Source organism: Streptomyces sp. NPDC001606 (genome assembly GCF_053596835.1).
Genome location: NZ_JBSFHC010000005.1, coordinates 243,262 through 261,623 on the forward strand (window position 1 = coordinate 243,262; position 18,362 = coordinate 261,623).

22 protein-coding genes and 1 pseudogene are annotated in these 18,362 nt (G+C 73.2%); 17 read left to right on the forward strand and 6 right to left on the reverse strand.

The genetic code is table 11. The features are described from left to right. Nucleotide 1 precedes the first annotated feature (1 nt). The gene (locus tag ACWCV9_RS12700) at nucleotides 2-352 is read right to left on the reverse strand and encodes a VOC family protein (protein ID WP_450786056.1); all 351 of its coding nucleotides are present in this window, start codon (nucleotides 350-352) and stop codon (nucleotides 2-4) included. Between the two features lie 80 nt (nucleotides 353-432). Between ACWCV9_RS12700 and ACWCV9_RS12705 the strand changes: the two genes are divergently transcribed. Next, on the forward strand, nucleotides 433-876 hold the full coding sequence (locus ACWCV9_RS12705) for a phage holin family protein (protein ID WP_450786057.1): 444 nt from the start codon (nucleotides 433-435) through the stop codon (nucleotides 874-876). Nucleotides 877-907: 31 nt separating this feature from the next. Here ACWCV9_RS12705 and ACWCV9_RS12710 read toward each other — a convergent pair whose 3' ends face one another. Continuing rightward, the gene (locus ACWCV9_RS12710) at nucleotides 908-1,864 is read right to left on the reverse strand and encodes an LLM class F420-dependent oxidoreductase (protein ID WP_450786058.1); all 957 of its coding nucleotides are present in this window, start codon (nucleotides 1,862-1,864) and stop codon (nucleotides 908-910) included. 221 nt (nucleotides 1,865-2,085) lie between these two features. Between ACWCV9_RS12710 and ACWCV9_RS12715 the strand changes: the two genes are divergently transcribed. The 13 genes from ACWCV9_RS12715 to ACWCV9_RS12775 are packed head-to-tail and all read left to right on the forward strand — an operon-like array spanning nucleotide 2,086 to nucleotide 11,742. Beyond that, nucleotides 2,086-3,471, forward strand: a complete 1,386-nt coding sequence (locus tag ACWCV9_RS12715; protein ID WP_450786060.1) for an NAD(P)/FAD-dependent oxidoreductase — start codon at nucleotides 2,086-2,088, stop codon at nucleotides 3,469-3,471. Further along, on the forward strand, nucleotides 3,468-5,315 hold the full coding sequence (locus tag ACWCV9_RS12720) for a transketolase (RefSeq protein ID WP_450786061.1): 1,848 nt from the start codon (nucleotides 3,468-3,470) through the stop codon (nucleotides 5,313-5,315). The genes ACWCV9_RS12715 and ACWCV9_RS12720 overlap by 4 nt, the downstream gene beginning before the upstream one ends. Continuing rightward, nucleotides 5,312-6,247, forward strand: coding sequence for a non-homologous end-joining DNA ligase (ligD, locus tag ACWCV9_RS12725; RefSeq protein ID WP_450786063.1), 936 nt, complete (start codon nucleotides 5,312-5,314; stop codon nucleotides 6,245-6,247). Before ACWCV9_RS12720 ends, ligD begins: the two co-directional genes overlap by 4 nt. A 44-nt stretch (nucleotides 6,248-6,291) precedes the next feature. After that, nucleotides 6,292-6,663 (forward strand): gas vesicle protein GvpO, encoded by a 372-nt coding sequence (locus ACWCV9_RS12730; RefSeq protein ID WP_450786065.1) that lies wholly within the window; start codon nucleotides 6,292-6,294, stop codon nucleotides 6,661-6,663. A gap of 38 nt (nucleotides 6,664-6,701) precedes the next feature. Continuing rightward, nucleotides 6,702-7,124 (forward strand): gas vesicle structural protein GvpA, encoded by a 423-nt coding sequence (locus tag ACWCV9_RS12735; protein WP_385842913.1) that lies wholly within the window; start codon nucleotides 6,702-6,704, stop codon nucleotides 7,122-7,124. Beyond that, nucleotides 7,121-7,891: a GvpL/GvpF family gas vesicle protein gene (locus ACWCV9_RS12740; RefSeq protein WP_450786067.1), complete on the forward strand. Its 771-nt coding sequence runs from the start codon at nucleotides 7,121-7,123 to the stop codon at nucleotides 7,889-7,891. Before ACWCV9_RS12735 ends, ACWCV9_RS12740 begins: the two co-directional genes overlap by 4 nt. 30 nt (nucleotides 7,892-7,921) lie before the next feature. Next, nucleotides 7,922-8,179 (forward strand): gas vesicle protein GvpG, encoded by a 258-nt coding sequence (locus ACWCV9_RS12745; protein ID WP_450786068.1) that lies wholly within the window; start codon nucleotides 7,922-7,924, stop codon nucleotides 8,177-8,179. A 1-nt stretch (nucleotide 8,180) separates the two neighbouring features. Further along, nucleotides 8,181-8,840, forward strand: a complete 660-nt coding sequence (locus tag ACWCV9_RS12750; protein ID WP_450786069.1) for a DNA primase — start codon at nucleotides 8,181-8,183, stop codon at nucleotides 8,838-8,840. Further along, nucleotides 8,837-10,006, forward strand: coding sequence for an SRPBCC family protein (locus ACWCV9_RS12755; protein WP_450786071.1), 1,170 nt, complete (start codon nucleotides 8,837-8,839; stop codon nucleotides 10,004-10,006). Before ACWCV9_RS12750 ends, ACWCV9_RS12755 begins: the two co-directional genes overlap by 4 nt. Continuing rightward, the gene (locus ACWCV9_RS12760; RefSeq protein ID WP_385842907.1) at nucleotides 10,003-10,362 is read left to right on the forward strand and encodes a gas vesicle protein; all 360 of its coding nucleotides are present in this window, start codon (nucleotides 10,003-10,005) and stop codon (nucleotides 10,360-10,362) included. Before ACWCV9_RS12755 ends, ACWCV9_RS12760 begins: the two co-directional genes overlap by 4 nt. Next, nucleotides 10,359-11,237 (forward strand): GvpL/GvpF family gas vesicle protein, encoded by an 879-nt coding sequence (locus tag ACWCV9_RS12765; protein ID WP_450786073.1) that lies wholly within the window; start codon nucleotides 10,359-10,361, stop codon nucleotides 11,235-11,237. Before ACWCV9_RS12760 ends, ACWCV9_RS12765 begins: the two co-directional genes overlap by 4 nt. Continuing rightward, the gene (locus tag ACWCV9_RS12770; protein ID WP_385842905.1) at nucleotides 11,234-11,455 is read left to right on the forward strand and encodes a gas vesicle protein; all 222 of its coding nucleotides are present in this window, start codon (nucleotides 11,234-11,236) and stop codon (nucleotides 11,453-11,455) included. The genes ACWCV9_RS12765 and ACWCV9_RS12770 overlap by 4 nt, the downstream gene beginning before the upstream one ends. Beyond that, entirely contained in the window at nucleotides 11,452-11,742 is a 291-nt protein-coding gene (locus ACWCV9_RS12775; RefSeq protein ID WP_450786074.1) for a gas vesicle protein K, read from the forward strand. Before ACWCV9_RS12770 ends, ACWCV9_RS12775 begins: the two co-directional genes overlap by 4 nt. Before the next feature lie 7 nt (nucleotides 11,743-11,749). On the opposite strand, the gene ACWCV9_RS12780 is transcribed toward ACWCV9_RS12775, so the two are convergent. From ACWCV9_RS12780 to ACWCV9_RS12790, 3 genes are all read right to left on the reverse strand, one after another. Further along, the gene (locus ACWCV9_RS12780) at nucleotides 11,750-11,920 is read right to left on the reverse strand and encodes a hydrophobic protein (RefSeq protein ID WP_450786076.1); all 171 of its coding nucleotides are present in this window, start codon (nucleotides 11,918-11,920) and stop codon (nucleotides 11,750-11,752) included. A 42-nt stretch (nucleotides 11,921-11,962) separates the two neighbouring features. After that, nucleotides 11,963-12,784, reverse strand: coding sequence for a class I SAM-dependent methyltransferase (locus ACWCV9_RS12785; RefSeq protein ID WP_450786078.1), 822 nt, complete (start codon nucleotides 12,782-12,784; stop codon nucleotides 11,963-11,965). A 125-nt stretch (nucleotides 12,785-12,909) separates the two neighbouring features. After that, nucleotides 12,910-14,406, reverse strand: coding sequence for a phosphatase PAP2 family protein (locus ACWCV9_RS12790; protein ID WP_450786080.1), 1,497 nt, complete (start codon nucleotides 14,404-14,406; stop codon nucleotides 12,910-12,912). Between the two features lie 52 nt (nucleotides 14,407-14,458). Between ACWCV9_RS12790 and ACWCV9_RS12795 the strand changes: the two genes are divergently transcribed. Together ACWCV9_RS12795 and ACWCV9_RS12800 are read left to right on the forward strand one after the other, a co-directional pair. Next, entirely contained in the window at nucleotides 14,459-15,109 is a 651-nt protein-coding gene (locus ACWCV9_RS12795; protein WP_450786081.1) for a histidine phosphatase family protein, read from the forward strand. A 54-nt stretch (nucleotides 15,110-15,163) separates the two neighbouring features. Further along, complete coding sequence (locus ACWCV9_RS12800; protein ID WP_450786083.1) at nucleotides 15,164-16,783, forward strand: ABC-F family ATP-binding cassette domain-containing protein; 1,620 nt, start codon at nucleotides 15,164-15,166, stop codon at nucleotides 16,781-16,783. 63 nt (nucleotides 16,784-16,846) lie between these two features. Here the strand turns inward: ACWCV9_RS12800 and ACWCV9_RS12805 are convergent, their stop codons facing one another. Further along, nucleotides 16,847-17,962, reverse strand: a complete 1,116-nt coding sequence (locus ACWCV9_RS12805; RefSeq protein WP_450786085.1) for a baeRF2 domain-containing protein — start codon at nucleotides 17,960-17,962, stop codon at nucleotides 16,847-16,849. A 33-nt stretch (nucleotides 17,963-17,995) separates the two neighbouring features. Here ACWCV9_RS12805 and ACWCV9_RS12810 point away from each other — a divergent pair. Continuing rightward, nucleotides 17,996-18,306 (forward strand): annotated as a pseudogene (locus ACWCV9_RS12810) (DUF6158 family protein). The last annotated feature ends 56 nt before the right edge of the window (nucleotides 18,307-18,362 follow it).

The window sequence follows — 18,362 nt, forward strand, 5'->3', positions numbered from 1 at the left end:
CTCAGGCCCGCTGGTGGTCCACGTACTCGAAGACCGCCCCGTCCGGATGCACCGCGAGCAGATTGCGGCCCACCGGCGTCGGAACCGGCCCCGCCACCACATGGGCGCCCAGCTCCGTCAGCAGCCGGTGGGCCTCCTCGACATCCGGTACGGCGATGGTCGCGGCCACCTTGCGCAGCAGCTCCAGCTCCTCCTCGGGCCCGCTCATCAACAGGAACGACCCCACCGCGGCCACCCGCACACCACCGCGCTCGAAGCGCTGGGCTCTGCCGCCCGCGAGCCGCTCGTAGAAGGGGACGGCGGTTTCGAGGTCGTCGACGCAGATGCGCAGCGAGGCGCCCAGAATCTCCATGCGCCCGAGCCTAGTTGGCGTGACGGCGCACGTGCAGGGGGCGGGCGTTACCGGGCGTGAACGGCGGGTACCCGCAGGGTATGGACCGTTTGGATCACCTGGAACATCTCGACAAAGCCCTGGTCGACGAGCTGGCGCAGGTGGCACGCGAGACGGTGCGGGACGAGCTGCGCGAGCAGACCCGCAAGCAGCGCCGTACCGCCCTGCTCTACGCCGCGTCCGGCACCGCCGCCCTGTACGCGGGGGCCGCGCTGTCCCTCGCGCTGGGGCTGGCGCTGGCCCTGGGCCTGCCCGGCTGGGCGGCGGCCCTGATCACCGCGGGGATCCTGGGTGTGATCGCCTATGCCCTGCGCAGCGCCGCCCACCCCCATCACCCCAACACGGGCCGCCCCGCCGCCGGGCATGTCGTCGGAGGCACCGCCCCGACCGGCCCGCCGAGCGGCCTGGGCGTCCCCTATCCGCCGATTCCGCAGACGCCGCCGCGGCCCCCGGAGAACCCGGCAGCCCCGCACCACCGGGCCTGAGCGAGGGTGTGAGTGCCTCGGCCGATCGGCGTCAGCCGGTCAGCCGGGGCAGCACCTTCGTGCGGTAGAAGTCGAAGAAGCCGCGCTGGTCCGGCCCGATCTGGTTCACGTACACCCGGTCGAAGCCGGCGTCGGCGAACGCCCGCAGCGCCGAGACGTGCTGCTCGACGTCGTCGCCGCAGACCACCTTCTCCCGCACCGCGTCCTGTGTGACCAGCTCGTGCAGCTGCTCGAAGTGGCGCGGTGACGGCAGGATCTGCCCCATCTCGCCGGGCAGCAGCTCGTTGTACCAGAGCCGGTGCACCGTCCGCACGCACTCCTCGCGGTCGGTGCCGTAACAGACCTTGGTGCCGCCGCTGACCGGCTTGGCCCCGCCCCCGCCCTTGCGGAACCGGGTGACCATCTCCTCCTCGGGCGCCATGGTGATGTAGCCGTCGCCCACCCGGGCGGCCAGCGCGGTCGCCTTCGGACCGAAGCCGGAGATGTCGATCGGCACGGGCTCGTCGGGGACGGTGTAGAGACGGGCGTTCTCCACGGTGTAGTGGGTGCCGCGATGGCTGACCTCCTCGCCGGTGAACAGCCGCCGCATCACCTGGATCGCCTCCTCCAGCATCTCCAGCCGGACGGGCAGCGGGGGCCACCGGTCGCCGAGGATGTGCTCGTTCAGCGCCTCACCGGTGCCGACGCCGAGCCGGAAGCGGCCCTGGGTCAGCACCGCGCTCGTCGCGGCGGCCTGCGCCACCACGGCCGGATGGGTGCGTACGGTCGGGCAGGTCACGGCGGTCTCGATGGGCAGCGACACCGCCTCGGACAGGGCGCCGATCACGGACCACACGAACGCGCTCTGGCCCTGCGCGTCGTTCCACGGGTGGTAGTGGTCGGAGATCCACAGCGCCTGGAAACCGGCCTGCTCGGCCATCCGGGCCTGCTCGATGAGGTCGGCCGGGCCGTGCTCCTCGCTGGCCAGGAAATAGCCGTACTGGGGCATGGAAAGTACCTCCGCGCGGGCGAAGCTGTGCTGGGTGTGCTCCGGTCCCGGGCCGGGTACCGGGGGCCCGGCGGGCGAAACGCCACGAGCGCGGCCCGCGGGCGCGGACCGGGCGTACGGGTGACCGGCCCGGCGTTTGGGTGCCCCCGCCCCGGTTACGCGGAATGCCTCGGACGAGCCGTGTCCGAGCCGCACCACAGCCATACCGCCGGAGGCGCACCGTGAGCCGACCTCACATCGTGATCGTCGGCGCCGGTTTCGCCGGGTACCGGGCTGCCCGCACCCTGGCCCGGCTCACCCGGAACCGGGCCGACATCACGCTGCTGAACCCCACCGACTACTTCCTGTACCTGCCGCTGCTGCCGCAGGTCGCGGCCGGTGTCCTGGAGGCCCGCCGGGTCACCGTCTCGCTGCCGGGCACGCTGCACGGGGTGCGGCTGGTGCTGGGCGAGGCGGACGGGGTCGATCTCGACGGCCGTACGGTGCGGTACACCGACCCCGAGGGCGGCGCCGGCACCCTCCGCTACGACCGGCTGGTGCTGGCCGTCGGCAGTGTGAACAAGCTGCTGCCGATCCCGGGGGTCGCCGAGCACGCGCACGGCTTCCGCGGGCTGCCCGAGGCGCTCTACCTGCGCGATCACGTGACCCGGCAGATCGAACTCGCCGGTGTCTGTGACGACCCGGACGTCCGCGCCGCCCGGTGCACGTTCGTCGTGGTGGGCGCCGGCTACACCGGCACCGAGGTGGCCGCGCACATGCAGCTGCTCACCGACCGGCTGGCCCGGCGGCAGCGGCTGCCGGAAGGCGTGCGGCCGCGCTGGATCCTGCTGGACGTGGCGCGGCGGGTGCTGCCGGAGATGGACGAGCGGCTCTCCCGTACGGCGGACCGGGTGCTGCGGGCGCGCGGGGTCGAGGTCCGCATGGGCACCTCGGTGCAGGAGGCCACGCACGACGGGGTGCGGCTCACCGACGGCCGGGCCGTCGCCTCCCGGACCCTGGTGTGGTGCGTCGGCGTGCGGCCCGACCCGCTGGTCGAGGCGGTCGGGCAGCCGCTGGAGCGCGGACGGCTGGTCGTCGACGAGCATCTGCGGGTGCCCGGCCGGTCCGAGGTGTTCGCCTGCGGTGACGCGGCCGCCGTACCCGATCCGCGGGCCCCGGGGAAGTTCACCACGATGACCGCCCAGCACGCCTGGCGGCAGGGCCGGGTGGCCGGCGAGAACGTGGCCGCCTCACTGGGCCTCGGCCGGCGCCGGCGCCCCTACCGCCATCGCGAGCTGGGCTTCGCCGTCGATCTCGGCGGCGTGCGGGCCGCCGCCGACCCGTTCGGCGTGCCGCTGTCCGGGCCGGCGGCCGGCCTGGTCACCCGCGCCTACCACCTGGCCGCGCTGCCGGGCAACCGCGTCCGGGTCGCGGCCGACTGGTTGCTGGACGCCGTACTGCCCCGCCAGGGCGTCCAGTTGGGCCTCGTCCGCGCCTGGTCGGTGCCGCTGGACACCGCCTCCCCGGAACTCGCCCGGATCCCGGGCGGGCCCCCCGATCGACCGGCCGGCACTCCTGCCGGGCGCCATCCCGACGACTTCGTGCAACGAGACCGAGGAGACCGATGAAGACCGACGAACTCGCCGCCCTGGGACAGCAGCTGCGCGTGGACAGCGTGCGGGCGTCCGCCGCCGCGGGCTCGGGCCACCCCACGTCCTCGATGTCCGCGGCCGACCTGCTCGCCGTGCTGCTCGCCCACCATCTGCGCTACGACTTCGAACGCCCCGACCACCCCGCCAACGACCGCTTCGTCCTGTCCAAGGGACACGCCTCGCCGCTGCTGTACGCCGCGTACAAGGCGGCCGGGGCCATCGAGGACGGCGAGCTGGTCACCTTCCGCAAGCTCGGCAGCCGGCTGGAGGGCCACCCCACGCCCCGCCGGCTGCCGTGGGTGGAGACCGCCACCGGCTCGCTCGGCCAGGGCCTGCCGGTCGGGGTCGGCATCGCTCTGGCCGGCAAGCGGCTGGAGCGCAACGGCCACCGGGTGTGGGTGCTGTGCGGGGACAGCGAGCTGGCCGAGGGCTCGGTCTGGGAGGCCGCCGAACACGCCGGGTACGAGCGGCTCGACAACCTGGTCGCGATCGTCGACGTCAACCGGCTCGGGCAGCGCGGGCCCACCCGGCACGGCCACGACCTGGACGCCTACGCCCGCCGCTTCCAGGCCTTCGACTGGCACACGATCGAGGTCGACGGCCACGACGTCGACGCGATCGACCGGGCGTACGGGGAGGCGCTGTCCACGGCCGGGCAGCCCACGGTCATCCTCGCCCGCACCCTCAAGGGCAAGGGCGTCGCCGCCGTCGAGGACCGCGAGGGCCACCACGGCAAGCCGCTGCCGGACGCCGACGAGGCCGTCGCCGAACTCGGCGGCCGGCGCCAGGTGCGCTTCCGGGTCGGCGAACCGCCCGCCGCCGCCGTACTGCGCGACCTGACCACCGAGGTCCTCCGGCTGCCCCGCTACGACACCGGCGACGAGGTCGCCACCCGGGACGCCTTCGGCACCGCCCTCGCCGCGCTCGGCGCCGCCCGCGGCGACGTGGTCGCGCTGGACGGCGAGGTCGGGGACTCCACCCGCACCGAGGAGTTCGCCAAGGCCCACCCGGACCGCTTCTTCGAGTGCTACATCGCCGAGCAGCAGCTGGTCGCCTCGGCCGTCGGCATGGCCACCCGCGGCTGGGTGCCGTACGCCGCCACCTTCGCGGCCTTCCTCACCCGCGCCCACGACTTCGTGCGGATGGCGTCCATCAGCGGCGCCGGCATCAACCTGGTCGGCTCGCACGCCGGGGTCGCCATCGGCCAGGACGGGCCCTCGCAGATGGGCCTGGAGGACCTGGCGATGTTCCGGTCCGTGCACGGCTCGACCGTGCTCTACCCGTGCGACGCCAACCAGACCGCCCGGCTGGTCGCCGCGATGGCCGGCCTCGACGGCATCCGCTATCTGCGCACCTCGCGCGGCAAGACCCCGGTGATCTACGGCCCCGACGAGGAGTTCCCGGTCGGCGGCAGCAGGACGCTGCGCAGCAGCGATCAGGACCGGCTGACGATCGTCGCGGCCGGGGTCACCGTGTTCGAGGCGCTGGCCGCGGCCGACCGGCTCGCCGCGGACGGCATCCCGGTCCGGGTCGTCGACCTGTACTCGGTCAAGCCCGTGGACGCGGCCACGCTGCACCGGGCCGCCGAGGAGACCGGCTGCCTGCTCACCGTGGAGGACCACCATCCCGAGGGCGGCATCGGCGACGCCGTCGCGGAGGCCTTCGCCGACGGCCGGCCCGTGCCCCGGCTGGTCCGGCTCGGCGTACGCACCATGCCGGGCTCGGCCGCGCCCGACGAACAGCTGCACGCGGCCGGGATCGACGCCGCCGGTATCGCGGCGGCCGCGAAACTGCTGGTCGAGGAGGCGATCGTGCGGTGAGCGGCGGTGCCGCACGGCACATCCGGGCGGGCCGCCGCACGGTCGCGATCCAGCGGCCCGGCAAGGTCCTCTTCCCGGCCGGCGCGGGTGCGCCCGAGTACACCAAGGGCGACCTCGCCGACTACTACCGGTCCGTCGCCCGGTATCTGCTGCCGCACGTGCGGGGCCGCCCGCTGATGCTGGAGCGGTATCCGGACGGGGTCGGCGGGCAGCGGTTCATGCAGAAGCACACCCCGGAGCACTACCCGGACTGGATCACCAGGGCCGAGGTGGCCAAGGAGGGCGGCACCGTCACCCATGTCGTCTGCGACGACACCGCCACCCTCCTCCACCTCGCCGACCAGGCCTGCCTCACCCTGCACCGCTGGCTGTCCCGCACCGACCGGGCCCGTGGCCCCGACCATCCCGACCGGCTGGTCCTCGACCTGGACCCGCCGGGCGAGGACTTCGCCCCCGTCCGCGAGGCCGCCCACTGGCTGCACGAGCTGCTGGACGACCTGGGACTGCCCGCCGCCCCGATGACCACCGGCTCGCGCGGAGTGCACCTCGTCGTCCCGCTCGACGGCCGTCACCACGTCGACGAGGTACGGCGGTTCGCCCGCGACCTCGCCGAGTTCGCCGTGTCCCGCCACCCCGACCGGCTCACCACCGCCGCCCGCAAGGACGACCGCGGTGACCGTCTCTACCTCGACGTCCAGCGCAACGCCTACGCCCAGACCGCCGTCACCCCCTACACCGTCCGCGCCCGCCCCGGCGCCCCCGTCGCCGTGCCCCTGTCCTGGGAGCAACTGGACGACCCCGGCCTCGACGCGCGCCGCTGGACCATCGCCGACGCCGCCGACCAGGCCCGCAGCGGACCCTGGGACGGACTCGCCAGCCGCGGCCGCTCCCTGGGACCGGCCCGGCGCCGCCTCACCGAGATGCGGCACTGAAGGTTTGGCCAAGGGATGAACGGCCACTCGCAGGGAGAGGTGCCATGTCGAACACAGATCACACGGATAAGCCACAGAGTTCACAGAAAGCCCAGAAGTCACGGGAGGTGCACGGCACCCCGGACAGTGGCGCGGACGCCCCACGGCCGGAGCCGATGGAGGTACTGCGCCAGGCCCGCACCCAGCTCGCCGAACTCACCGGATACGCCCCCGAGTCGGTGTCCGCCTTCGAGCAGACCGAGGACGGGTGGGCGGTGGAGGTGGAGGTGCTGGAACTCGCCCGTGTCCCCGACACGATGAGCCTGATGGCGAGCTACCAGGTCGAGCTGGACCCGCAGGGCCGGCTCACCGGCTACCGCCGGGTGAGCCGCTACGAGCGCGGGCGGGCCGACGCCCGACGGTCCGGCGGCCGCTAGGCCGCCGCCCGAAACCAACCAAGAGGAGGAACGGCCGCATGACCGTTGTCCCGGCACAGCAGTCCGGCGGCGCAGGCGGCACGAGTGGCCTGTACGACGTACTGGAGCTGGTGCTCGACCGAGGGCTCGTCATCGATGCGTTCGTACGCGTGTCCCTGGTCGGCATCGAGATTCTGAAGATCGACGTACGGGTCGTCGTGGCCAGCGTCGACACCTATCTGCGCTTCGCCGAGGCGTGCAACCGCCTCGACCTGGAGGCCGGCCCGAACAAGTCCCCCGGCCTGCCCGAGATCGTCGGTGAGATCACCGAGGACGGCGCCCGCGGCAAGGCCAAGGGCGCGCTGTCCGGCGCCGCGCAGACCGTCTCCGACGCCTTCAAGCAGGCCCGCGGCGAGGCAGAGGAAGAATCCCGGCCGCGGCCGCGCAAGGCACCGACCCGCCGGAAGGAGGAGCAGGAGTGAGCACCTACGTCTACGGCATCACCGCGCGGTCGCACCCGCCACTCTCCGAGGGGATGACCGGTGTGGGCGATCCGCCCGAGCCGGTGCGCACCCTCACCACGGGCGAGCTGGCCGCCGTGGTCAGCGACGCCCCCGAGGGGCTCCGCGCCAGGCGCAGGGATCTGCTCGCCCACCAGAACGTGCTCGCCGCGGCGGGTGCGGCGGGCTGCGTGCTGCCCATGCGGTTCGGCAGCGTCGCCCCCGACGACGACGCCGTCACCGCGGTCCTCGCCGAGCGCGAGGAGCACTACCGGGAACGCCTCGCGGCCCTGGACGGCAAGGTCGAGTACAACGTCAAGGCCACCCATGTCGAGGACGCGGTGCTGCACCGGGTGATGGCCGAGCACGCGGACATCCGCGCCCTCGCCGAGGAGAACCGGCGGGCGGGCGGCGGCGGCTACGAGGCCAAGCTCCGCCTCGGCGAAATGGTCGCGGCCGCCGTCAAGGCCCAGGAGAGCGAGGACGCCGCCGAGGTGATCGCCCTGCTGGAGCCGGCCGCCGCCGCGGTCAGCGCGGGCCCCGAGTCCACCGGCTGGCTGCTCAACGTGTCCTTCCTGGTGCCCCGGGACGGCGCCACCGAGTTCCTGGCCGCCGTGGAGCGGATCCGGGACAGTCATCCGCACCTCGACCTGCGGGCCAACGGCCCGCTGCCGCCGTACAGCTTCGTGGACCCCGGCCCGGCCCAGCCCGCGAGCAGCACGGCCGATGCCGGCAGCGGAGCGCGATAGCGGCCGGGGCGCGGTCGGAAGGAGGCCCCCGTGGGACTGATCGGCGAGGTGCTGCTGCTGCCGTTCGCGCCGGTACGCGGCACCGGATGGGTGGTCCGGCAGCTGCTCCGGGAGGCGGAACGGATCTATTACGACCCCGCCACCGTGCGGGCCGAGCTCGCCCGGCTGGAAGAGCGGCTGGAGGCGGGTGAGATCACCGAGGAGGAGTTCGAGCGGCGCGAGGACGAACTGCTCGACCGGCTGGAGACCGCGCTTGGCTCCGGCCACCCCACAGGCGACGGGATGTGACATGAACCGAACGGCACTGGGCCTCGCGGTTGGGGCCGGATACTTCCTGGGACGGACGAAGAAACTCAAGATGGCCCTCGCGGTCGGATCCCTGGTCGCCGGGAAGAAGCTCAACCTCAGTCCGAAGATGCTCGCGGACCTGGCGAGCCAGCAACTGAAGAACAACCCGCAGTTCAAGGAGATCGGAGACCAGATACGCCAGGACCTGCGAGGGGCCGGCAAGGCCGCCTCCGGGGCCCTGGCGGAGCGGCAGATGAACGCGCTCGCCGACCGCCTGCACAACCGCACCTCCCAGCTGCGCGACGGCCTGGCCGGGGCCGTGCCCGGCACCGGTTCCGCCGAGTCCGACGACGAGGAGCCGGAGGGCGAGGAGCCGCGGGACGAGGCCCAAGGCGACGAGGACTCCGACGAGGGCTCGTCGCGCCGCGAGGGCGGTGAGAAGGCCGACCGGCGGGGCGACGCGCCGCGCAAGAAGGCGGCCGAGACGGCGCGCGACAAGAAGGCGACGGCGAAGGCCCCCGCCAGGAAGGCCCCCGCCGGGAAGGCGACGGCGAAGAAGACGGCCGCGGCCCGCAAGAAGGCCGCGAAGAAGACGGCCGCCGCGGGCGGCGCCGCCCGCGGCGGCTCCTCGGGGCAGTCGAAGGGCGGCGATGACCGATGACCGAGGCTGTCGGATCCGCCACGTCCGCGGCCGGCAAGGCCAGGGACGCGGCCGAGGAGAACCCGCTGGCCGGCCTCGCCCACAGCGAGGCAGCCGACCGGCTCAAGGCGGAGGCCCAGGACTTCCTGGCCGCCCAGGCCACGAAGATGCTCACCGGCCTCGGCCGCAAGCTAGGCGAGACCACGGGCAAGCTCAACGACATCGCCGAAGGCAAGAGCCCTGGATTCGCGGGGCTCGCGCTCGACGGCGGGCGCAAGCTCGCCGAGGGCAAGGGGCCGCTGCGTACCGCCCTGGAACTGGGCGGCTCCCGTGTCAAGGAGAACGTGATGAACGCCGTCAAAGGCCTCGGTGGGAGCAAGGGCAAGAAGGGCGGCGCGGGCAAGAAGCCCACCGTCATCATGGAGTCCATCGACGTCGGCGTACCGCTGCGCACCGCCTACGACCAGTGGACGCAGTACAAGGACTTCAGCGGCTTCGCCAAGGGCGTGAAGAGCGCGAGCCGCTCCGACGACACCCACTCCGACTGGCAGGCGAAGATCTTCCTGTCCAGCCGCAGCTGGAAGGCGCAGACCACCGAACAGATACCCGACTACCGCATCCAGTGGACGTCGGAGGGCGCCAAGGGCACCACCAAGGGCGTGGTCTCCTTCCACCGGCTGGAGGAGAACCTCACCCGGGTCCTGCTGGTCATCGAGTACTACCCGACCGGTCTGTTCGAGAAGACCGGCAATATCTGGCGCGCCCAGGGCCGCCGGGTCAGGCTGGACCTGAAGAACTTCGCCCGCTTCATCACCCTCAAGGGCGAGGCGGAGGACGCCTGGCGCGGCGAGATCCGCGACGGCGAGGTGGTGCGGAGCCACGAGGACGCCCTGGCCGAGGAGGAGCAGGAGAAGGAGCAGCGGGAGGACGAGGGCGCCGAGGCAGAGGCCGAGGAGCCGCAGGAGGGCGAGGAAGAGGAGGAATCGGAGGAAGAGGAGGACGAGCGCGAGCCCCGGTACGAGGACGAGGACGAGGAGCCCTACAAGGACGAGGCCGAGGAGGGTGAGGAGCCCGAGGAGGAGTACGAGGAGGACGAAGAGGACGAGGCGCCCGAAGGCGAGTACGACGAGGAAGAAGAGGAAGAGGAAGAGGAACCCGAGTACGCGGGAGGCGGGAGCCGTCGATGACGACCCCCAGCCGCTTCGGCGACTCCGGCAGCCGGTTCCCCGAGCCCTACGGGCAGGGCGGCGGCGCCAACCTCGCCGACATCCTCGAGCGCGTGCTCGACAAGGGTGTCGTCATCGCGGGCGACATCCGGATCAACCTGCTCGACATCGAACTGCTCACCATCAAACTGCGTCTGATCGTCGCCTCGGTGGACAAGGCCAGGGAGATGGGCATCGACTGGTGGGAGAGCGACCCCGCACTCTCCTCCCGGGCCCGCCGTGACGAGCTGGCCCGGGAGAACGCCGAGCTGAAGGAACGGCTGGCCCGGCTGGAGGAGCTCGAGCCGGGCCGGGCGCCGAAGGAGGAGGCACCATGACCGGACTGCGGTATGTGTATGCCGTCTGCCGCCCCTTCGACAAGCCTCTGCAATCCCAGCTCAGCGGCATCGGGGGTGCCCCGCCGGCGCTGCTGCGCCACCACGGGCTGGTCGCCGTGGTCAGCACGGTCCCGGAGGCCGACTTCTGCGAGGAGGCGCTCAAGGCCCACCTGGAGGACCTGGACTGGCTGTCCGCGACCGCCCGCGCCCACCAGGGCGTGATCGACGCGCTCACCACGGTCACCACCCCGCTGCCGCTGCGGCTCGCCACCGTCTTCCGGGACGACAGCGCGGTCCGCGTGATGATCGAGGCCCGTGAGAACGACTTCCGGAAGGTCCTCGAACGGCTGGAGGGCCGGGTCGAGTGGGGCGTGAAGCTGTATCTGGAACCCGGGTCGGACGAGTCCGCCGAGCCCGTTTCCGCCGCCGTGGCACGGCCCGCGAGCGGCCGCGACTATCTGCGCCGGCGGCGCGCGCACACCCATGCGCACGAGGAGCGGTGGCAGCGCGCCGAGGCGTTCGCGCACTCCCTGCACCAGCGGCTGTCCGGGCACGCCGAGGACTCCCGGTTGCACCCCCCGCAGAACTCCGCGCTGTCCGCGGCGCCCGGCCGTAACGTGCTGAACGCCGCCTATCTGGTGCCCCGGGCGCATTCCGAGGAATTCGTGGAGCTGGTGGACCGCACGAAGGACGAGGAACCGGGAATCCGGGTGGAACTCACCGGCCCGTGGGCCGCCTATTCGTTCACCGGATGGCCGCCGGAGGCAGAAAAGGACGAAGAAACGGGCGAAGAAACGAGCGGGAGAAAGGGCGGGGAATCGCGCGGTGAAACAGGCGCCGAAACGCGTGAGAAAACGGGGGAGGGGCGGCTGTGACCGTCATCGAGCGCCGTGAGATCGCGCTGGTCGACCTCCTGGACCGGCTGCTGGCCGGCGGAGTCGTCATCACCGGCGACATCACCCTGCGGATCGCGGACGTCGACCTGGTCCGCATCGATCTGAACGCGCTGATCAGCTCGGTGAACCGGTCGGTCCCGTCCCCCTTCGAACCGTTCGAACCGTTCGAACCCGAAGCCATCGAGGAGGCCGAGTGACCCCGCCCGACCGGACGCGCCGGCTCGACCTGGAACCCGACACCGTCGAACGGGACCTGGTGAAACTCGTGCTCACGGTCGTGGAACTGCTGCGCCAGCTGATGGAACGGCAGGCCGTGCGCCGGTTCGACACCGGTGAGCTGACCGAGGCGCAGGAGGAGCGGATCGGGCTCACGCTGATGCTCCTGGAGGAGCGGATGGGCGAGTTGTGCGACCGCTACGGACTGCGGCCCGAGGACCTCAATCTGGACCTCGGGCCGCTCGGGCCGCTGCTTCCGCGTGACTGAGCTCAGGTCACCATCGGTACCAGCGACCCCTGCCGCCGCTCGCGTCCGTACTGCGCACCAGGAATCCCAGCAGCCAGACGACCAGGACAGCCAGCGCGATCCACCACAGAATCTTTACCGCGAATCCGACGCCGAAGAGAATCAGCGCGAGAAGCAGTACCAGCAGGATGGGAACCATAGTGTGAACCTCCTGCATTCCGGGTTTCCAGAAATTCGCGGTTCAGGCTTCTTTTCGGCACAGAATCTCCCCGTGCAGGACCGCGAACCAGCCGTCCTCGCGCCGCCCCCACTCCCGCCAGGCCTCCGATACGGCCCGCAGCTGCTCCTCGGTGGCATGACCGCCCTGCACGGCCCGTCCGGCGTAGGCGGAGGCCAGGGTGCGGTCCGCCCACAGGCCGCTCCACCAGGCCCGCTCCTCGGCGGTGGCGAAGGTCCAGGTGCCGGTGGTCGCGGTGATCCGGCGCAGCCCGGCGGCCAGCGCCCAGGCCTTCAGCCGCCGCCCGGCGTCCGGCTCGCCGCCGTTGGCCCGCGCCACCCGCTCGTACAGGTCCAGCCAGTCGTCCAGGCCGGGCAGCTCCGGGTACCAGGTCATCGCCGCGTAGTCCGCGTCCCGTACGGCGATGTACCCGCCCGGTCGGGTCACCCGCACCATCTCGCGCAGCGCCTGCACCGGGTCGCCGACATGCTGGAGCACCTGGTGGGCGTGGACCACGCAGAAGGTGTCGTCGGGGTAGTCCAGGGCGTGGACGTCGGCGACCGCGAAGTCGACGTTGGGCAGGCCGCGCTCGGCGGCGGTCGCGCGGGCCTGCTCCAGGACGCCCGGCGCCTGGTCGACACCGGTGACGTGCCCGTCCGGGACCAGCTCGGCCAGGTCCGCGGTGATCGTGCCCGGACCGCAGCCGATGTCCAGGATCTTCATATGGGGCTTGATCGAGCCGAGCAGATAGCCCGCCGAGTTGGCGGCGGTCCGCCAGGTGTGCGAGCGCAGCACCGACTCGTGGTGGCCGTGCGTGTAGACGGCGGTCTCCTGTGCTTTCGGCATGACGCTGCCCCCTTGTCCTCGTACCGGCCGCAGCGGCCGGCGATACGGATCACCGTACGCGCCCATGCCGAATGGTGAGACTCCCGTTTCGCGATACGGACTGACGAGGTGTCAGTCAAAGGCCGTCAGAACCGCGTGCGCAGCGGGCGGTAGACCGTCAGGGCCTCCGGCAGCTTCTCCACCGTCACCTCGCCCGACACCGACGTCACCTCGCCGTCGTAGGCCAGGGGCGTGCCCGGCGCGACACCCGACAGGCGGAGCCGGTTCACCTGCACCGCGGAATGCGCCGGAGACCGGGTGAGCGGGCCCGCCAGGGCCGCCGCGAGCAACCGCAGCGCCGGCCGCCGGCCGCCGTGCACCACCCGCACGTCCAGCAGCCCGTCCGCCAGATCCGTACGCCGGCCCGGAGCGAGCCCCACCCGGTGGTAGACGCCGTTGCCGACGAACAGCAGCCACAGCGCCCGGCGTTCGTCCCCCACCTCCACTTGCAGCGGCCGCTTGTGCGCGCGCAGCACCCGCAGCGCGCCCAGCACCCCGGCCGGCCAGCCGCCGATCCGGGACGACCAGGTGTCCCGCTCGCGCACCAGCTCCGGATACACGCCCAGGCTCAGCGTGTTCAGGAACAGCCCCTCCGCGCCGTCGCAGACGAACCGGCCCGCGTCCACCCGGACCGCCTCCCCGTGCCGTACCGCCCGGGCCAGCGCCCGCTCGTCCTCCACCGTCAGGTCGTGCGCGAAGTGGTTGAGGGTGCCGCCGGGCAGCACCGCCAGCGGCAGACCGTGCCGCAGCGCCACCAGGGCCGCCGCGTTCACGGTGCCGTCGCCGCCGCACACCCCCAGCACCCGGGCCCGCGCCGCCGCGTCCGCCAGCGCGGCCCCGACGTCCTCGGGCGCGCACTCCACGACCTCCGCCCGCGGCAGCGCCGCCCGCAGCGCGCGCACCCGGTCCGCCGTGCCCGAGGCCCGGTTGGCGACCACCACCAGCCCCTCGCCCTCCGGCAGCGCGGGCGCCGCGGAGCGCGGCCGGGCGGGCCGCCGCAGCTGGGTGCGGGTCGGCACCAGGCGTCGTACCAGGAAGGCGGCGCCCACCCCGAGCGCCGCCCCCGCGAGCACATCGCTCGGGAAGTGCACCCCCGTGTACACCCGGGACATCGCCACCGAGAACGCCACCGGCGCCACCGCCGCACCCCACGCGGGGGACTCCAGCGCGACCCCGCACGCGAAGGCGGCCGCCGACGCGGCGTGCCCGGACGGGAAGGACGTGGTGATCGGCTGCCGCCGCAGCCGCCGGACCAGCGGCACGGGATCGAGCACCGGGCGCGGCCGGCGCACCGACCGCTTGCCGATCGTGTTGATCGTCAGCGAAGCCACGGCCAGCGAGGCCAGCCCCCGCACCGCCGCCCGGCGCGCCCTCGGGGTGCGGCTCCAGGCCATCGCGGCGGCCGTCGCCCCCCACAGCACCCCGTGGTTGGCGCTCCGGCTGAGCCTCGGCAGCACGCGCTCGGCGCCGGGCCAGTGCCAGGCGGCGGCCGACTCGAACAGCTGGGCGTCGAGGCCGAGCAGCCGCTCGCGCAGGGCGTGCCGGCCGGCCTTCGGAACAGTCAGGTCCACGTCTGGGCTCATGGGGTGCGGCTACCCTGAAGTGCCCGTTTCCTGCGTTGGAGGGGACCGTCGGATGCGCCTGCTCCTCGTCCGCCACGGCGAGACCCCGTCCAATGTGCGGGGCCTGCTCGACACCACCGCGCCGGGCCCGGGCCTGACCCCGCTCGGCGAACGGCAGGCCGCCGCGCTGCCCGAGGCCCTCGCGGACGAGGACATCGAGGCCGTCTACGCCTCCCCCCTGATCCGCGCCCGGCTCACCGCCGCCCCGCTGGCCGCCGTCCGTGGCATGGACGTCCTGGTCCGGGAGGGGATCCGCGAGCTGTCCGCCGGCGATCTGGAGATGGAGCCCGGCGACTCCCCGGGCGGCGAGCTGTTCCTGCGCACCGTGTTCGCGTGGGCGGCCGGCGACACCGCACTGCGCGTCCCCGGCGGGGAGAGCGGCGAGGAGGCCCTCGCCCGCTACGACGCCGTGATCGCCGAGGCCCACGCGAGCGGCGCCTCGACCGTCGCCATGGTCAGCCACGGCGCCGCCATCCGGGTGTGGACCGCCGCCCGCGCCGGGAACATCGGCGTCTCCTTCGCCGCCGCCCGCCCTCTCGCCAACACCGGCGTGGTGACCCTGGAGGGCACCCCGGCCGACGGCTGGACGGCACTGAGCTGGCAGGGCGCCACCATCGCCCCGACGGGCGAGCCGGGGCCCACGGGCGAGCCCCTGCGACCCTGACCGCCGCCCAACCCGTTTGCCTCCGTCCCCGGTCACCCCGGAGAATTCCGCCCCATGGGACACCTGGAAGCCGCGCATCTCGAGTACCACCTCCCCGACGGGAGGACCCTCCTCGGAGATGTGTCCTTCCGGGTCGGCGAGGGCACCGCCGTCGCCCTCGTCGGACCCAACGGCGCCGGAAAGACCACCCTGCTGCGGCTGATCTCCGGGGAGCTGAAGCCGCACGGCGGCACGGTCACCGTCAGCGGTGGCCTCGGCGTGATGCGCCAGTTCGTCGGTTCCGTACGGGACGAGACGACCGTACGCGACCTGCTCGTCTCGGTCGCCCCGCCCGGGATCCGCGCCGCGGCCGAGGCCGTGGACGCCGCCGAGCACGCGATCATGACGGTCGACGACGAGGCCGCCCAGCTGCGCTACGCGCAGGCCCTCGCCGACTGGGCCGAGGTGCGCGGCTACGAGGCCGAGACCCTGTGGGACATGTGCACCATGGCCGCGCTCGGCATGCCGTACGAGCGCGCCCAGTGGCGGCAGGTGCGCACCCTCTCCGGCGGCGAACAGAAGCGGCTCGTGCTGGAGGCCCTGCTGCGCGGCACCGACGAGGTGCTGCTGCTCGACGAGCCGGACAACTACCTCGACGTCCCCGGCAAGCGCTGGCTGGAGGAGCAGCTCCAAACCACCCGCAAGACCGTGCTGTTCGTCTCCCACGACCGGGAGCTCCTCGACCGCGCCGCGCAGCGGATCGTCTCCGTCGAGCCGGGCCCGGCGGGCGCCGACGCCTGGGTGCACGGCGACGGCTTCGCCACCTACCACGAGGCCCGCCGCGAACGCTTCGCCCGCTTCGAGGAGCTGCGCCGCCGCTGGGACGAGAAGCACGCCCAGCTGAAGAAGCTCGTGATCAACCTCCGCCAGGCCGCCGCCGTCAGCCACGAGATGGCCTCCCGGTACGCGGCCGCGCAGACCAGGCTGCGCAAGTTCGAGGAGGCCGGGCCGCCGCCCGAGCCGCCGCGCGAGCAGGACATCACCATGCGTCTGAAGGGCGGCCGCACCGGCGTCCGCGCCATCACCTGCACCGGACTCGGTCTGACCGGCCTGATGCACCCCTTCGACCTGGAGGTCTTCTACGGCGAACGGGTCGCCGTCCTCGGCTCCAACGGCTCGGGCAAGTCGCACTTCCTGCGCCTGCTCGCGGGCGAGGACGTCGCCCACACCGGGCAATGGAAGCTCGGCGCCCGCGTCGTCCCCGGCCACTTCGCGCAGACCCACGCCCACCCCGAGCTGGCCGGCCGCACGCTGCTCGACATCCTCTGGAAGGAACACGCCCAGGACCGGGGCGCGGCCATGTCCCGGCTGCGCCGCTACGAACTCACCCAGCAGGCCGAGCAGAGCTTCGACCGGCTGTCCGGCGGTCAGCAGGCCCGCTTCCAGATCCTCCTCCTGGAGCTGGCCGGCGCCACCGCCCTGCTGCTGGACGAGCCCACCGACAACCTCGACCTGGAATCCGCCGAGGCGCTCCAGGAAGGCCTGGAGGCCTTCGAGGGCACGGTCCTCGCCGTCACCCACGACCGCTGGTTCGCCCGCTCCTTCGACCGCTTCCTCGTCTTCGGCAGCGACGGCCGCGTCCGCGAGACCCCCGAACCGGTCTGGGACGAACGCCGGGTGGAGCGGGTCCGCTAGGACCGCAGGACGTACACGGGGTGGGGCGGGCCCGACGGCCCGCCCCACCCCGCTCCCGGCACCTCACTTCCAGCGCAGCAGCGCACCCAGCCCGCCGGCCGGCACCTCGTCCCCGGTCTCCTCCAGCACCGGCGTCAGGGACACCACCGGAGCGCCCGTCACCACGGCCGACCGGACCAGCGCGTCGTCGGCGCGGGCCGGCCACGCCTGCCGCTCACCGAGGTTCCGCAACTCGGTGCGCCGGGCGGCCAGCTGGTCCGGATCCTCACCGATCCACACCTCACGGCCGGTGTCCGGCGCGTCCGGGCGGATCAGCAGCTCCGCGAGCCGGTGCTCCCGCGCCGCCTCGATCAGCCCCGGCACGCCCTCCACGGCCGCCGCCCGCGCCTGCGCCTTCGGCGCCCGGGCCGCCCGGTACCGCTCCACCTCGGCCAGCAGCCGCTCCCGCACATGCCGGGCGCGGATCTCCGCGACCTCCTCGGGCAGCAGCCGGCTGCCCCTGCCGTGCGCCGCGGCGACGGCACGGTCCTGGAGCTGCTGGGGCAGCTGCTCGTGCACCGAGCGGCACTCCCGCTCCTCCCCGCAGAGGATCAGCAGATCGGCGCCGGTCTCCTCCTGACAGGCCGCCAGCGCCCCGGCGATCTCGCGGGCGTTGTGCTCCCAGGTGTTCTCGACCTTCAGCTGGAAGTGCCGCTCCGACCAGTCGGACGCCTTCGACCGGTGCATCGGCCACTGCCGGCCGGTCACCTGCCCGGCCTCCTCGTGCAGCAGCGCGCTGCGCAGCTCGAGGACCGCGCCCGTGCGGTCGATATAGGCCACCAGCGACACCGGATCCTCACCGGCCAGGTCCAGCAGCGGCGTCACCCGGGGCAGCGTGCCCCAGTACGCCTCGGCGTCCTGCGGTCCCGAGGTCAGCGGCACCTCCAGGACCACCTCGCCGTCCCGGGCGAACACGGCCCTGCCGTACGGCTCGGGCGCGTGCCGCAGCCGCTCGGCGGCCTCGAACACCGCCCGGCAGGTGGCCTCGTCCGCTCCCTGCGCGGCCAGCTCCCGGGCCACCGACTGGGCGATCAGATGGCGCCGCTGCTGCTGGTCCTCGGTGTGCAGGGAGGTGTCCACATATGCGGAGGCCCACGACCCCGGATGTTCGTACAGTGGATTCAAGAACCCTAGCTCCATGGATTCCTCCCGGACATCGCTCGGAGGCATTGCATGCCGGGCGGGTACCCGGACCGCAGACACGAACACGACGAGCGGGGAACACCATGACCGGAGTCGAGCCCAGCCGACTGGACGACCAGCAGCTCATGAAGGAGCTGGAGACGATCCACCGCACACGCCACGACACCCTCCTGTACGGCTCGAACGACGCGCTGCGCGCCCACAACGAGCGCATGGCCCAGCTGGAGGGCGAGTACCTGCGCCGCAACCCGCGCCGCCTGGTCAGCGCGGGCCGCACCCGCGAGGGCGCCCGGGAGCGCAGCTGCGCAGAGGCGGCGGCTCCGGGCACCTCCGGTACCTGACCGGCGCCCGGACAGGCGTCAGGGGCCGGCCCGAGCGGGCCGGCCCCTGACGCGCG